We start from the raw sequence: 15,942 nt of genomic DNA, 5'->3' as shown, positions 1-15,942 counted from the left end.
GGGTCATATGAAATCAACTAAAAGCTTGAAAAGAAAGACGATAGGCGATTATCTTATTCCTGCTATTTTGATTATATGGGGATTAATAGTTTTGTTTCCGTTTTTCAGCGTTATCGTCATTTCCTTTACATCAGAGGCCGAATACATTAAAACCCCGTTGCTTCTCTTCCCAATGGAACCGACGCTGGAATCGTATAAACGGATATTTGAGGACGGGCGTATCGCGAGCGGTTATTTTACTACATTTAAGCTCCTGGCAATGTCGTTGCCGCTCAGTTTATTTCTTACCACAAGTTTTGCTTACGGGATGAGCCGCAAAAATTTTCCCGGGCGCAAATTCATCTTCTACTTTGTGTTGATCGCTATGATTTTTGACGGCGGAATCATCCCTTTGTATATGCTAATGAAGGATCTGCACCTGGTGCCCAATAATTTATGGGCTGTTGTTCTGGCAAACACAGTGAGTACCTTTTACATGATTCTCATGCACAATTTTTTCAAAGCCCTGCCTGATTCGCTTATGGAATCAGCGAGGATAGACGGAGCGGGGGAATGGCGGATTCTTGCCAATATTGTTTTGCCGCTGTCCGCGCCCGTACTTGCCACAATAACCTTGTTCTACACAGTGGACCGCTGGAATGAATGGTTTCACCCTATGCTTTTTTTGCAAAGAGGGGAGCTTCAACCGCTGCAACTGGTGCTGCGAAGCATTGTAATCGATGCGCAAATGGACATGGTGAAAACCGGCGGGAACACGATCGAGCTGGCGTCAAATTTCGCTATGGGAGTAAAAACGGCCGCTATCATATGTACCATGCTTCCGGTTATGCTATTCTTCCCGTTCCTGCAAAAATACTTTGTGAAGGGTATTATGGTCGGCGCGGTAAAATAACAATATTGCGCCGAATTGTAATATATAAAAAAAAGGGAGGATAATTTTTTATGAAAAAAACAAAGACACTCACGTCTCTGCTTGTGACGGTCATGCTGGCCGGTGTTGTTTCAGCATGTTCGTCAAATGAGACCACGTCCCCGGCCGCATCCGCACCGGCGCCGTCGGGAGCCACGGGGCAAGAACAAAATAAGTATGCCGAGCATATGACAATTTCGTATGCCGTCGGCAGTAATAACCTTGAAGTAAACGACGATGATTTTGCGAAAATTTGGAAGGATAAGTTCAACTTTGATTGGGAAATCAGGCCGGTAGCATCCAATAACAACAGTGAAACATTTCGCATCTGGATCAATTCCGGCGATATGGCCGATATCGGGAGCTGGAACTATAATCATTCAGAGTATGTATCTTATGTAAAGCAGGGACTGCTTAAGGAATTGCCTGAAGGCTGGCGTGAGAAGTGGCCGAACCTCGCCGCATCCCAAGATGCGACAGGAATTGCCAAATATGTTTCGGATCAAGTGGGCAGTGACAATATTCTGTTTAAGCCTATCATGGGTGACAACTATCCGCTTGACACGCTGATCGACAACTCGGGAATGTGGTACCGCGCAGATTGGTTCCGTGCCGTTGGCGCCGAAATAAAGGATTCTTACAGCATTACTGAACTCATGGATATCGCGATGAAGGTCAAGCAGCAGGATCCCGGTAAAGTAGGCAAGGCGCTGATTCCTATTATCTTTCCCACATCGGACCTTCCTCATCTCTTCATTCACCCCAACGCTACACATTACCGGGATGTCTCTCAGTTCTACCAGGATGCTGACGGAGTGTTTCATTGGGGACTCGCCGATCCGGATATCCTGGTAGGGTTGAAGCTGTGGCGGCAGGCCTATGACGAGGGGCTGTTGCATCCTGAATTCTACAATCTGCCAGGCGGAAGGGAAACGGAAGCGCAACTGAGTACCGCCGGCGTTGCTGCGATGAATGCCTCCTCGGGTATGGGCTCCGTGGGCACCCGGCAGGCCAGCTTTATGAGCACGAATTTAGACGTTGATCCTGACGAGGCGTTGAACTTTGCGTTTATTACGGATGACAAGGGCACATATCGGGCCAGTGAAGCCCCCAACTTCGCCGGTAGTCTTATATTCAACCCGAAACTGGATGATGCCAAGTTTGAACGCATACTCGACATTCTCGACGAGTCCGCTTCCGAGGAAGGGCAGAAACTCATTAACATGGGTATTGAAGGCACTGACTGGGAAACAAAGCCCGACGGCACGATTGCTAACTTGAACGGGGACATCCAAATTTCCGACAAATACAAGAGTATCCAGGACTTATGGCCCAACCTGGTCCGTCTGCGCGACGATTATCAGTTGGTTAATCCGACATTGCCGCAGATTTGGCGCGATAAAGGCCTCAATCAGTATACTGAGAAAGCCAAGGTCATTGATTTCAATAATCCCGAGACTTTTGCGAAACTCGACCCGGACGTATACTTTTATAATTCACCCGCGCGTACCCGCGCTGTCATGGACCTCAATGCAGAATTAGCGGGAATTGTTCTGAAAGGACCTGATGTAGAGGCCAACTGGAAAGCTTGGGTCAAAGCAAAGATGCCACTGATTCAGCCTGTTCTGGATGAGCTTACCGCGATGAAGAAAAAATAGGAGATAAAGAGAAAAGTCAAAAACACCATCCCGTTTGATTGATCCGGTAAAACAGACAATAAACAAGAAGCCCCCGGTTGCAGGATAATAAACCTGCAGCTGGGGGTAATGTTGGCATGAAAATTGTTGCTATGTATGGTAGAACGGCCAACTACCCCGAAGGGACGATGTGGAGTGAGCGGAAGAAAGAAGTTATTCATTGATGGCAGGTGGGTTGAAGCTCAAAACTACGAGAGTCTCAAATCGCCCTACTCAGAGGAGACGATCGCTGAAATTCCTCAAGCTACGATACAGGAGACCGAATCTGCTATCGCCGCCGCCGATCGTGCCGCTAAGGTCATGGCTGCGATGTCGAGCCATCAGAGAGCCGAAATTTTGGGTAAAGTTACATCGCTCCTGACCGAGCGAGCCGAGGAGGCAGCCCGGCTGATCGCCGCGGAAGCCGCCAAACCGCTTGCCATGGCCCGCGCGGAAGTGCAGCGTACCATCATGACCTATAAGTTTTCCTCAGAGGAAGCAAGGCGCATTCACGGTGAGCAATTCGCGGTTGACGCCGCGCCTGGCGGGGAAAACCGGACAGCCTACACCGTCAGGGAGCCGCTGGGAGCCGTCGGTGCCATTACGCCATTCAACTTTCCGATGAATCTTGTCGCCCATAAGGTCGGGCCTGCGATTGCAGCCGGCAATTCGGTCGTTTTGAAACCCGCTTCGCAAACCCCGCTAAGTTCGTTTTTCGTGGCGGAATTGTTTGCTGAAGCCGGTCTCCCCGACGGAGCATTAAATGTTGTGACGGGGAGTGGAAGGACAGTTGGCGACAAGATCGTGACGGACCCGCGTATCAAAGCCGTGACGTTTACGGGAAGTCCGGAAGTCGGAATGGAAATTCGCAGCAGAGCGGGGTTAAAGCGGGCGACCTTGGAACTCGGCTCGAATTCGGCGTTGATCGTCGATCGGGACGTTGACATCGACGAAATTATTGCCCGTTGCGTCATCAGCTCGTTCAGTTTCCAGGGGCAGGTGTGCATTTCGCTGCAGCGGATTTACGTTCATGAAGCGATTTACGACACGTTTGTCAACAAGTTCGTAGAAACGACACACAAGCTGACCATCGGAGACCCGCTGGACGAAAGGACCGATCTTTCCGCCTTGATCAGCCGGAAAGACGTCGAGCGAACGTTGAGCTGGATTGAGGAAGCCAAACAGAACGGTGCGGTGATCGCCACAGGGGGAACCGCTGAACGCAATATTGTTCTGCCTACGGTTTTGCTCGGAGTCGATCCGAAGACGAAAGTTTCCTGCCAGGAAGCTTTTGCGCCTGTCGTGCTAATCAATAAGGTGAAATCCGTTGAGGAGGCCGTGAATTACATCAACGACTCGCGCTTCGGACTGCAAGCCGGCATTTATACCTCGAACATGCATAATGCTTTCAGCGCGGCAAAAACACTGCATGTCGGAGGTGTGATGCTCAACGATACACCTTCTTTTCGGGTGGACCAAATGCCCTACGGCGGCGTGAAAGACAGCGGCATGGGCCGCGAGGGAGTCAAATATGCCGTTGAGGAATTGACGGAAATGAAGTTGATCGTGATTAACCATAATATAACGCACGCCCGTCAATGAGAGGGGATTCACCATGATTATCGGGATTCCAAAAGAAATCAAAAATAATGAGAACCGTGTCGCCATTACGCCATCCGGAGTGTTGAGCTTGGTCGGACGAGGTCATCAGGTATTCGTCGAGTCGGGCGCCGGAGCGGGCAGCGGTTTTGCGGATGAGGATTATTCGAAGGCCGGAGCGCAGATCGCGGCGGCGTCCGATGTTTGGTCGCAGGCGGAGATGATTCTCAAGGTCAAGGAGCCGCTGCCGTCGGAGTACATGTATTTTCGAGAAGGGCTGATTCTGTTCACGTATTTGCATTTGGCAGCCGAGCGCAAGCTTGCCCAAGCTCTCGTGGATAGCGGCGTTACCGCTGTTGCGTATGAAACGGTGGAGACAGGCGGGAGGTTGCCGCTGCTTACCCCGATGAGCGAAGTGGCCGGCAGAATGTCGGTGCAGATCGGCGCGCAATTTTTGGAAAAGCCGCACGGTGGAATCGGAATTTTATTGTCCGGCATCCCGGGAGTCAAACGCGGCAAGGTGACAATTGTCGGTGGCGGCGTCGTCGGAACGAATGCGGCCAAAATCGCGATCGGGCTCGGCGGAGAAGTCACAATTATCGATTCCAATCCTGATCGGCTTCGCGCGTTGGATGATCTGTTCGGAAAATCCGTGAACACGGTGATCTCGAATCCGGCGAACATCGCGGAATGCGTGAAGGAGTCGGATCTGGTCATCGGAGCGGTACTCATTCCCGGTGCGAAAGCGCCCAGACTCGTCACGGAAGAAATGGTCAAGACGATGAAACCCGGCTCCGTCATCGTCGACGTCGCCGTAGACCAGGGAGGTATTTTTGAAACGGTCGACAGCGTGACGACGCATGACAATCCTACTTATATCAAGCACGGCGTTGTTCATTACGCGGTCGCCAACATGCCGGGTGCGGTGTCGCGGACTTCCACCATCGGACTTACCAACGTTACGATGCCTTATGTCCTGGAAATCGCGGACAAGGGATTGGCAAGCGCGGTGAACGGGAATCCTGCCTTGGCCAAAGGCTTGAATGTAACGGAAGGACAGGTCACCTGCGCTCCGGTCGCAAGAGATCTCGGCTTCCCTTACGTTCCTTACGAGAAGATACTGCTGGTAAACACCAAATAAACCGGATCCCAGGGAAATAGGGAGCGGGAGTGGAGGGTTAACAACGTGAACGTTTTAGAAATCGCCGTCCTGCCGGGCGACGGCATCGGCAAGGAAGTGATGCCGGAAGCGCTCGAAGTGCTGCGCTGCATCGCACAGATTCACGGCGGTCTTCGATTCGATTTTGTCGAGTTTCCGTGGAACTGCGAATACTACTGCGAGACGGGCAAAATGATGCCGGATGACGGGTTGGACACACTTGCGGGCTTCAATGGCGTTTTTCTCGGTGCGGTCGGCGATCCGCTGCTCGTGCCGGATCACATCTCGCTTTGGGGATTGCTGCTTAAAATCCGCAAAGGCTTCCGCCAGACGATCAATCTCCGCCCGGCCAAGCAATTAAAAGGCGTCGCTTCGCCGCTGGTGAACCCCAAAAACTTCGACCTGATTGTCGTTCGGGAGAACAGCGAAGGAGAATACAGCGAGATTGGCGGGAGGATTCATCAAGGCGAGGATGAAGTCGCGATCCAGAACGCTGTATTTACGCGCAAAGGGTCCGAAGCGGCGATGCGCTATGCCTTCGAGTTGGCGCAGAAAAGAAGCGGACATGTGACGAGTGCAACCAAGTCGAACGGGATTTATCATACGATGCCGTTCTGGGATCAGATTTTCAAGGAAGTGCAAACCGACTATCCTGAAGTGAAAACCAGCTCGTATCATATCGATGCGCTTGCCGCGTTTTTTGTCAGCCGTCCGCAGCTGTTCGATGTGGTGGTGGCCAGCAACTTGTTCGGCGATATCTTGACCGATCTTGGGGGAGCCATTATGGGAAGCATCGGAATCGCCCCTTCCATCAATATCAATTTGGACGGCAAATATCCATCCATGTTCGAGCCGGTACACGGTTCCGCGCCTGATATATACGGCAAAGGCATCGCAAATCCCGTCGGCCAGATTTGGACGGCGAAGATGATGCTCGACTATTTTGGCGAAGAGGAACTCGGAACCTCGCTTCTTCAGGTCATCGAAGATGTCATGGAAAGCGGGATTCGTACGGCGGATGTCGGCGGAACGGCATCGACGCAAGAGGTCGGGGAAGCGATCCGGGAAAGGCTTCGTCGTTTGAATTAAAGAGAGCAGCAATGGGTTGAATTGTACCCTTTTCATTATAAATTCGGCGTGAGGAGAAGAAAGATGGCTGATAATCAACGATTGATGGAACTGGATCGTAAGCATATTTTGCATCCGACCAGCCCGATTAAGGATCATTACGAACAGGGACCGTCTGTCATCATGCAGCGGGGCGAAGGCATTTATGTGTACGATACCGAAGGAAAACAGTATCTCGACGGGTTATCCTCCCTATGGAACGTCAATGTGGGCCACGGGAGGCAGGAACTGGCGCAAGCGGCTATGGAGCAAATGAGCAAGTTGGCCTACAGCCACTCCTTCAACCGGTTTTCCCATGAGCCAGCCATCCTGCTGGCCGAGAAAATAGCGTCTCTCGCGCCAGCCGACTTGAACGTCTGCCATTTCACATCGGGCGGCTCGGAATCGAACGATACTGTATTTAAATTGATTCGCCATTATTTCAAATTGAAGGGCGAGACGAACCGCTATAAAATCATCGCCCGCTATCGCGCCTACCATGGCGTGACGATGGGCGCGACGAGCGCAACCGGCATCCCGGTATTCCGCCAGATGGGCGGACCGCTCGCCGATGGATTCGTGCAAGCGGACGCTCCATACAGCTATCGCTGCGGCAAGTGCGAATCTTGCGCCGAAGGCGGCGCCGCCTGCGCGGTGCAAAGTATGGAGGAGGCGATTCTCCGGGAAGGTCCTGACACAGTGGCGGCGGTTATTGTCGAACCGATTCAGGGAGCAGGCGGGGTCATCGTTCCGCCACCCGGCTACATGAAAGAAATCCGCCGTCTTTGCGACAAGTACGGCGTTCTGATGATCGCCGACGAGGTCATTACCGGCTTCGGACGAACCGGGAAATGGTTCGGCATGGAGCACGAGGGTGTGGTTGCCGACCTGATGACGTTCGCGAAAGGGATTACGAGCGGGTACGTTCCGCTTGGCGGCGTGATTTTGAACGACGGCTTGCATAAGGAACTTGCGGAGCTGTCCACCGCGGTATTGCCTCATGGATATACCTATAGCGGACATCCGACCGCTTGCGCAGTGGCGCTTAAAAATCTGGAGATCATCGAACGGGAAAATCTGGTCGCGAATGCTGCCGCCATGGGCCAAGTTCTTAGCGCCGGACTGGAGCAGTTGAAGCGGGATTCGGATATTGTAGGCAACGTCACGTACCGGGGGCTGCTCGCTTCGGTTGAGCTCGTCGAAGACAAGGCGGACAAACGGGCGTTTCCGGCAGCCAAGAAGGCTGCGCAGCTCGTATTCGACAAGGCGAAGGAAAAAGGTCTGATCACGCGCGCGATCACGATCGATAATACGGACATTATAGCCCTATGTCCTCCTTTGACCATTCAGAAGGATCAGGTGGAGTCGCTCATAGACATCCTGGCGACATCGATAGCGGATGCACGGAAGGAACTGTTGGGTTGATAGCCGAAATCCATGCGCATGATTCGTACAAAATCTATTACATGCGCGCCGGGAACGGACGGGCTTGGCTTCCAGCCGCTCGTCCTGTTCGCCAGGAGAAAAACATTTTGGCGCGATTTCTTGAAATATAAGAAAGTATAAAATTCCGTCATACTTTGCTTCTATTTTTGATGAAGAAACTAACTCTTTCGCCAGAGGACGGCAGAGCCGTTTCTTCTTAACCTTATAGAATTTATAAGTTTCACATTTATTCATTTCTATAAGGTCTGAGGGAAGAAACTTACTGTGCCACCAAAGGACGGCGACCCGTTTCTTCTTACGTTCTTGAACATGTAGTATTTGGAAGAAACAAGGAGGGGGAACGGTTGAGAGAAACCTTAAGCGTGCTGGGCGCAGGGCTGATGGGCCATTCCATCGCGCTGACGGCGGCATGGGCCGGTTTTTCGGTCGTTTTGCAGGGGAACAGTGAAGCCGGTCTGGCGCGCGCGGACAAAGGAATTTGCGACAAGCTGGCGTTGCTGGCCGACAACGGTCTGATCAAGCAGGAGGACATTGCGACGGTGCGCGGGCGAATCCGCACAACGGTTTCGGTGCCGGACGCTGTAGCGAACGCGAGCTTCGTTATCGAATCGATTCCCGAGCAGCTGGAGCTGAAGCGGCAGCTATACGAGCAGTTGGATGCGTTGTGCGATGAAAGCGTTGTATTGGCAAGCAATACGTCCGGGCTGAGCCCGACGGCGATTGCCGAGCGGATGAAGCGGCCGGAGCGGATGGTCGTCACACACTTTTGGAATCCTGCGCATTTGCTGCCTCTCGTCGAGGTCGTACGCGGGGAGAAAACCGACGACAAGACGGCGGATCGGGCGATGCAGCTGATGCGGGCTATGGACAAAAAACCGATTCTCGTGAAAAAGGATGTGCTCGGATCGGTCGGTAACCGGCTTCAGTATGCGCTGTTCCGGGAGGCGCAGTATATTTTAGAGCAGGGCATCGCCAGCATGGAGGATATCGACGCCGCCGTGACGTACAGCCTCGGGCGCCGGCTCCCCATAACCGGTCCGTTCATGACGGCCGACATGGGCGGTCTTGAAGTGTTTGACGCCATTTCGGGCTATTTGTTCTCCGATTTGAGCAAGGCCGATCAATCGCTCGACGCTATGCGCGCGCTGGTTGACAGCGGCAAGTACGGGCTAAAAACCGGCGCCGGCTTTTACGAGTGGGACGAAGCGTTTTCCGCGCAAATGACCAAGGCCCGGGAGCAGGAGCTCATTCGGTATTTGAAGCGCGATATGGGGCTGGAATAGCTGAATTTCGAATGAATCATTCTAACCACTGAAACCCGATTAACGTCGTTGTTGTGCAACGATACCGCAATGATCCGATTTCGCCGAATCAATGGGCCGTTTTTTTCACGAACGGCCCGATCGATCGCCCTTTTGAAACGTACGACCGGATTTAACAAAAAAGGAAGGTGGTTTTACAATGTATCAACCCCTACTCGATCAGCTCAAGGAGAGCCGGTACATCCGCAGGTCCATGAAAGTGGACGAATCGGATTCCGCTTATGAACGCTGGCGCAAGAAGCCCATTTTGAAGTCCCGTGAGCTTCAACTGTGCGAAAATTTTGATACCCTGATCCAAAAGGGCCCAGGCACCATACACAGGGATTTTACAAACACCATATCCGGCAAGGGAAGCGTCCGGCTGGACACACCCACTTCAACCGCCATCAAAAGACCAAACAACCGCAGATATGACGAACCCGGCATATTATTTCCGCTGCAGCACGAAAACCTCTATGAGTACAACCGCATCTCATTGTGGGTCTATGTGGACTCTCCCGGTTTTTCCAACCAATTTGTCCTGGTGGCACTGCACAATGAGGGTGAGCACATCATGCCCGTGCCCGGCCGTTTTGAGGGCATGCATCACGCTGACATGACGCCCGGCCAGTGGACACAGATTATCTGGGAACTCCCCGATATCTACCGCGACAATGTCACCGGCATCTCGGTATACACTTTCCTGCCCGGATCACCCATGAATGCCTCGGACAGCATGTCCCTTTATATTGACGATTTGCGGATTGAAACGGTAGAGCCCGAAAAGAGCCGCGGCTGGGACCTTCCATCAGGTACCATAGCATACTGTCACAGCGGCTACCTGAGTGATGCGCGCAAACAGGCGCTGGTACAGGGCTCCGATGCTGAAACCTTTTCATTGGCCGATGACAAGGGTAAAGCCGTGTATACCGGCAAAGTAACGACTTGCGAAAACGGCTTTGGCCTTGTGGATTTCTCCGGTTTTAAAACACCCGGCTTCTATACTATTACTGCAGGGGATTTCACTTCCAAAGCCTTTCCCATCGGCCCGGACGCATTTCTCGCCGCCGCCTGGAAGAGCCTTAGCTTCTTCTTCACCGAGCGCTGCGGCTTCGAAGTACCGGAGCTTCACATAGAATGCCACCTCGATACCTTCTGCAAACACCCCGACGGGCGCACTATACCTGTACATGGCGGCTGGCACGATGCTGCAGATTTATCGCAGGCTATAGATAAAACCGCAGATGTCATTGTCGCCATGCTGGACCTCGGCGACGCCACCCGTGAAACGCAGCCGGACCTTTCCGACCGCGTACTGGAAGAAGCCCGCTGGGGACTAAACTGGGCGATGCGCACCCGTTTTGGCGACGGCTACCGTCATACCAGCCTCACTAAGGGCATCTGGACCAAGAATTACCGAGGCGATAAGGACGACATGACGGGGGAGGCGAAGAATACCGCCATTCATAACTACACCGCCGCCTATACCTGCGCCTACGGCGCGCCGTTTTACAAATGGGACAGGAATTTCTACGACTGGTGTGTCAAGTGCGCCAGTGAAGACTTTTTCTTTGCCGAAGATACGATTGCAGCTTCGAATGATAACAGTTTGATGTCTGAGCGTATCGCAGTGGCCACTTCCGCTGCTGCCATGCTCTACCGCGTGACTGGCGAGACACGCTTTCTTGATGCGGCGGCGAACCGTGCGCGGCAGCTAGCCCAATGCCAGCAGCTGGAGCGCAGGACGGACTTTTCCCTTCCGCTGCACGGCTACTTCTACGAAGATCGTGATAAAACAAGGCCCATCAGCTTTTACCACCGCAGTTATGAGCATTTCTTCATGAAGGGCTTCACACTGCTGCTCGTCGACGCACCGGATCACGCAGATGCTGGGTTGTGGAGGCAGTGCGTGGATGCTTACACCGACTACATCAAGGAAACCGCACACGTAATGGAGCCCTACGGCATATTGCCGGCAGGCGTATACGAAGTCGGCAACACCGATTATTCCAAGATGTCGCACGAGGGGTCAAAGGACATTGGCGGTCCGACGCTCGAAGAATATAATGCGCAGGTGAAAAACGGGATCAAGCTGAACGAAAACACGTATCTGCGCAGATTTCCGGTGTCCTACCAGTTCCGTGGCTTTCATGCGACCTTACTGAGCAAGGCCAAAAACGTTTTCACCCTGGCCAGGTTCCTTGGCGACCGCGAGCTTTATGACATAGCGGCCAGGCAACTGGAATATGTTCTGGGCTTCAACCCCTTCGCCATGAGCACCATGTATGGAGAAGGCTATGATTATCCTCTGCTCTACGGCGGCTTTGCAGGCCAACCTGTGGGCGCAGTGCCTGTCGGCTTCGAGACTTTCGAAAACGAAGACGAGCCATACATGCCCATGCAAAACAACTGCACCTATAAGGAGGTATGGGTGTGTAGCACTGCGCGCGTAATGTGGAGTATTGCAGAGGTTTACAAGGGCATCTGATTCTTCATTTCCGCATAAGCGTCAAATCCGGCACACGGGATCTATTCGACTTCCAGCGCGTGCTTCCGGGCGGCAAGGGGCGGCTCGCAATTACACGCGATATCCCGTTTCAGTGTCAACACGGTTAAGCAGGGGTTCGCCCGCCTGCAGATGGAGCAGGTTTTCAAACCAGACCTCGATGATGGAAGGATAGATTTCACCGAATTCGTCACCGCCGGCGCAATGGGGAGTGATCATCGCCGTTTTGATATTCCACAGGCGATGGCTTTTAGGAAGAGGCTCCGGCTCCACCACATCGAGGCCAGCGCCCGCCAGCGCGCCGCTTTCCAACGCGTCGCAGAGCGCCTCGGTGTCGACGGCTGAACCCCGTCCCACATTGAGCAGGAAAGCCCCTTGCTTCATCTTCGCGATGCGCTCGCGGCTGAACAAGCCCTCCGTGTCCGGGTGATTCGGCAGACACAGAGCTACAATGTCGCATTGCGGCAGGATGTCGTCAATCTGATCCATACGATACAGAGCTTCCAGATAATCGGGTTTTTTGTCGACTTGCCGGCGAATGCCGAAAACCCTCGCGCCCAGCGCGTGCATTTTTTGAGCATAGCAGGCGCCGATATCGCCGATGCCGACGACCAGCACGGAAGAGCGCGCTACGATCCCGATGCGTCCCAGATGACTCCAACTGCGCTCATGCTGGTGATCGCGGTACAGGTGAAGCTTGCGCATGAGGACGAGCGTATGGGCAAGCAGAAATTCGGAGATGGCAAGCCCGTAAGCGCCGGAGCAGTTGCACAGCAAAGCGTCCTTCGGCAGCACGCCCGGCTGCACATACTGGTCATGCCCGGCTGTCTGGAGCTGCAGCCATTCCAATCTCTCACATAGGGAAAGCTGCTCTTCGTTGGGGTTCCCCCAGATATAGGAGGCTCGTTTGAGCGCTTCTTCCGAAGGAGGCTGCTTCTCGCAGTAAACGATATCGAGCCCGGGCGCTTGCGCCTCCAGTTTAGCGCGAAATTCAGGTAAAAAGGTCATCATGACAAGCAGGGTCTTTTTCATCCGTACCTTCCTCCCATGCTGTTGATAATGGAGCGAGCCTTTGTCCGGCAATTCCGGAAAAAGAGCATATCTCATTTTTTACACTTTAACTAAATATTTTCAGATAATAAAGAATGATAAAATTTCCTACCAAATCGGTTTTTTGCGAGGGGAGTGAATTTATTCATCCTCGACTGCCCGGGCGTGTATGCCTATAATTGCGGCAAGGCCATTATGCCTATAATTACTACCATAGGGGAGGAACGCTATGCGTGCGCCCCAACCGTTGTCAACAAAGAAAGGATGGATCGTCATGTCGAGCCAAGAATCGTATGTCCTGTGCGCATTGGCGCAGATGGATCAGCTGAGTGTGGGAGAGCTTTCACGTTTTTTATTTGAAACAAGCCTTGTCGCGGAAACCGATCTCAAGCTGCCGCTTACCTCTCTCAAGGAGCAGGGACTTGTTTGTCAGGCCGTGAATTTGCGTGGCGTCGTCTACGAAATCACGGACGCCGGCCGGACCTTGGTGAGCGGCGACGCGGCGCTTGCGCGGATAAAAGCGGACGTAGCCGCCAAAAGCGCGGAGTACAAGCGTGTCTTTGAGCAGGAGAAAGACTATATTGCCCAGTACACCGAGTCGTCCACCGGGGTTGTTCCCGTATTCCTTTCCATCCGCGAGGGCTCAAGGATTGTCCTCAAAATTAATATTATCGTCAGGGATATCGACACCGCGAAAAAAATATGTTCCGGATGGATGAGCAACTCTGGGCGCGCATTTGACGCCGTATGGCAGGCCATCGCCGGGGATGAGCCGGATCCGGGCTTTTGGACAAGTCGGCCGGAGGAGGGGAAGGCATGAAACTACCCGTCTGGAAGGAGGAGCTCCCATACCCCCAACCATCCGAAATGCCTTATCCCAGCGGCATGACAAGGATACTCGCGCATGATGGACGGCGCGATCTGTTGCCCTTTCTTCACGATTGCACGATCACCTCGCACGGCGGCAGATTGTATTTGGGCTGGTATAACTCCACCGACGCGGAAATCTGCGGTTCTTCCCTGATCCGGGGGCGCTATTCCGAGGACGGAGGGGAAAGCTGGTCGGAGGTATTCAACGTGGTGGGCGAGATCGGCAGCGCCGAGGAGCACTTTGTGCCGGCGAGCTTCTTTGTGCACGAAGACAAACTGTTTTCTCTGATCACCGAGATGGGCGGCAAGAATCTGTCGATTTCTCTTGACCTGTTCGAGGCTCCGCAGTCTTCTCTTGACGATTGGCGAAGAGTCTCCGTCATATCCGGGGGGTTCCTTAGCAATTCTCCCCCAATCCTGATGGATACGGGCGATTACATTGCCGGCGTGTGGATGCCGCTGAAGGGGGAAACTCCCGCTTTTCCGGCAGTGCTCATCAGCCAGGGCTCGGATATCGCGAAGCCGTGGCGATGCTCTTTCTTGTATGATCCGCTCGCTCCAGGCGCCGTGAAGATCAGGTGCCCCGAAATTACTTTGGTCGTGCAAGGAAGCGCAGTCACCGCTTATGTCCGAAATGACGAGGGCAAGCATGGCGATCCCACAAGCGGAGCGTCTTTTGTCTTTACGAGCGGGGATTACGGTGAGAGCTGGTCAAAGCCGGCCAAAATTAACATGCCGGTCGGAAACTGCAAAATGTTCGCAGGCATCCTGTCCGATGGCAGGCGCTACATGATTTACAACAACGATCAGGGCTACTTTAAACGCGGTCTGCTCTGCATGGCTCTCACCGAACCGGGAGAGGTGGAATACACAAAAGTTTATAAGTTATTCGAAGGCGGGGCTGCGGAATTCGATGGCCGGGGGGGGATTTGGTTTTATCCCTGCGCCTGCGAGCAGGAAGGATTCCTGTATATCGCCTGTACCATGCAGGAGCATGATGACGTAAGAAGCGCCGTCATCGCTAAAATCCCATTGGACTCGATGTAAGCGCCCACCCTGAATTCGATCAAAAAACGCCCTCAAAAACCGTCTTGGGCGGTTTGGGGGCTTGTCTCTATGGTTAAGAAACCGCCGTACTGGCTTTGTCACTTACTCTTGCGACTATGATGTGGCGGAAGAACTGTTAAAGCGTGTGTTGGAGGCTAACCGCGCATACCTGCCGAACTTTTTCAGTAAATAAAATGGAGTGTTAATCATGTCATTGATATTAGCTGTTGATCTAGGTGGAACGAAAGCCCATGCTATCATCGCCGACCACCAGGGCAATATTTTGGGCTTTGGAGACGACAAGGAATGGATATATCAAGCGCTGGAAAGGCGGATATTTAAAATGGTACGTATCCGTTTCGCCGCGGACAAAGCTCTCGCCGACGCAGGATTGCCCATGTCAAAAATAGATCGGGTATCCGCTAACTGTTCCGGAGCGGATTGGTCGTTTGAATTTCCCCTTGGAGTCAGACATCTTCGCGAGACTTTGGGCGTCCAGAATGTTTCTTACTTTAATGACTGCATAGGCGCGCTTAGGGGCGGAACTGAGATTATCGGGCGCGATTGCGCAGTCATCTGCTTGGGCTCAGGCGCCAACTGCGCGGTCTATAACAAGGAAGGCCAGAGTTATGAGTATGCCTATTATTTAAAGAACATACATCAGGGCGGCGACGCCATAGGCCGCTTCATTGTGGACGCTGTGGTGGACGCCAGCGCCGGCCTTGCGCCGGAAACCGAACTAACGCGCCTTTTGCTGGATTTTACGGGTTTTTCCTCCGTAGAGGAGTTTTATATGCTCTGTACGACGGGCCGAACCGAAGACGAGCCTCCCAAACAGCCGGTGTATAAGGAATTCTGCCCGTTGCTTTTTGAGGCCATACGTCTCGGAGACGCCGTGTCGCTGCAGTACATTGATCAATTTTGCGCCGCTTTGGCTAATTATGTAGTGGTTGCCGCAAAAAAACTGAATATCGTTGACAGTCCGCTGCCTGTGGTCATTTCGGGAGGCGTGTGTAAGGGCGACAACATCATTCAGGAACTTATTGAAAAACACCTCAAGGGAAAAATACCCGGGGCATACTGTATAAACGCACGGTTCGAACCGGTAGTCGGGGCGCTGTTAATGGATCTGGATCGCATTTATCCGCAGGGTATACCCGAAGACGTTATGAAAACGCTTGAGCATTGCTGCACCGAACGGAAGCTATTCCGGGATATCGGATATGCGGAGTCGGTAGGATAAAATAGAATCGAGAATCAATGATTGGGTA

Annotated in this window: 12 protein-coding genes; 11 read left to right on the top strand and 1 reads right to left on the bottom strand. The window is 53.0% G+C overall.

Annotated elements, in window-relative coordinates; all coding sequences use genetic code 11:
- The first annotated feature begins 7 nt into the window (after positions 1–7).
- From AC0YNV_RS38505 to AC0YNV_RS38470, 8 genes are all read left to right on the top strand, one after another.
- Positions 8–892 carry a carbohydrate ABC transporter permease gene (locus tag AC0YNV_RS38505; protein WP_475772751.1) on the top strand — a complete coding sequence of 295 codons (885 nt, stop codon included), beginning with the start codon at positions 8–10 and terminating at the stop codon, positions 890–892.
- Positions 893–942: 50 nt separating this feature from the next.
- The gene (locus AC0YNV_RS38500; protein WP_475772750.1) at positions 943–2,568 is read left to right on the top strand and encodes a type 2 periplasmic-binding domain-containing protein; all 1,626 of its coding nucleotides are present in this window, start codon (positions 943–945) and stop codon (positions 2,566–2,568) included.
- 174 nt (positions 2,569–2,742) lie between these two features.
- A complete protein-coding gene (locus AC0YNV_RS38495) occupies positions 2,743–4,188 on the top strand; it encodes an aldehyde dehydrogenase family protein (protein ID WP_475772749.1) in 1,446 nt (481 codons plus the stop codon).
- Between the two features lie 13 nt (positions 4,189–4,201).
- Positions 4,202–5,326: an alanine dehydrogenase gene (gene ald, locus AC0YNV_RS38490; protein WP_475772748.1), complete on the top strand. Its 1,125-nt coding sequence runs from the start codon at positions 4,202–4,204 to the stop codon at positions 5,324–5,326.
- 45 nt (positions 5,327–5,371) lie between these two features.
- Positions 5,372–6,433: a tartrate dehydrogenase gene (locus tag AC0YNV_RS38485; protein ID WP_475772747.1), complete on the top strand. Its 1,062-nt coding sequence runs from the start codon at positions 5,372–5,374 to the stop codon at positions 6,431–6,433.
- Between the two features lie 63 nt (positions 6,434–6,496).
- Positions 6,497–7,876 (top strand): aminotransferase family protein, encoded by a 1,380-nt coding sequence (locus AC0YNV_RS38480; RefSeq protein ID WP_475772746.1) that lies wholly within the window; start codon positions 6,497–6,499, stop codon positions 7,874–7,876.
- A gap of 365 nt (positions 7,877–8,241) precedes the next feature.
- A complete protein-coding gene (locus tag AC0YNV_RS38475; protein ID WP_475772745.1) occupies positions 8,242–9,180 on the top strand; it encodes a 3-hydroxyacyl-CoA dehydrogenase family protein in 939 nt (312 codons plus the stop codon).
- A 178-nt stretch (positions 9,181–9,358) separates the two neighbouring features.
- On the top strand, positions 9,359–11,686 hold the full coding sequence (locus AC0YNV_RS38470) for a glycoside hydrolase family 9 protein (RefSeq protein WP_475772744.1): 2,328 nt from the start codon (positions 9,359–9,361) through the stop codon (positions 11,684–11,686).
- A 90-nt stretch (positions 11,687–11,776) separates the two neighbouring features.
- On the opposite strand, the gene AC0YNV_RS38465 is transcribed toward AC0YNV_RS38470, so the two are convergent.
- Positions 11,777–12,811 (bottom strand): D-2-hydroxyacid dehydrogenase, encoded by a 1,035-nt coding sequence (locus AC0YNV_RS38465; protein WP_475772743.1) that lies wholly within the window; start codon positions 12,809–12,811, stop codon positions 11,777–11,779.
- A 217-nt stretch (positions 12,812–13,028) separates the two neighbouring features.
- Between AC0YNV_RS38465 and AC0YNV_RS38460 the strand changes: the two genes are divergently transcribed.
- From AC0YNV_RS38460 to AC0YNV_RS38450, 3 genes are all read left to right on the top strand, one after another.
- A complete protein-coding gene (locus AC0YNV_RS38460) occupies positions 13,029–13,574 on the top strand; it encodes a DUF4364 family protein (protein ID WP_475772742.1) in 546 nt (181 codons plus the stop codon).
- Positions 13,571–14,671 carry a sialidase family protein gene (locus tag AC0YNV_RS38455; RefSeq protein ID WP_475772741.1) on the top strand — a complete coding sequence of 367 codons (1,101 nt, stop codon included), beginning with the start codon at positions 13,571–13,573 and terminating at the stop codon, positions 14,669–14,671. The genes AC0YNV_RS38460 and AC0YNV_RS38455 overlap by 4 nt, the downstream gene beginning before the upstream one ends.
- 208 nt (positions 14,672–14,879) lie before the next feature.
- Positions 14,880–15,914 (top strand): N-acetylglucosamine kinase, encoded by a 1,035-nt coding sequence (locus AC0YNV_RS38450; RefSeq protein WP_475772740.1) that lies wholly within the window; start codon positions 14,880–14,882, stop codon positions 15,912–15,914.
- Positions 15,915–15,942 lie beyond the last annotated feature (28 nt).

This window comes from Paenibacillus sp. JT31N11, assembly GCF_056269285.1.
This window is presented reverse-complemented; position numbering and strand designations above follow the sequence as displayed.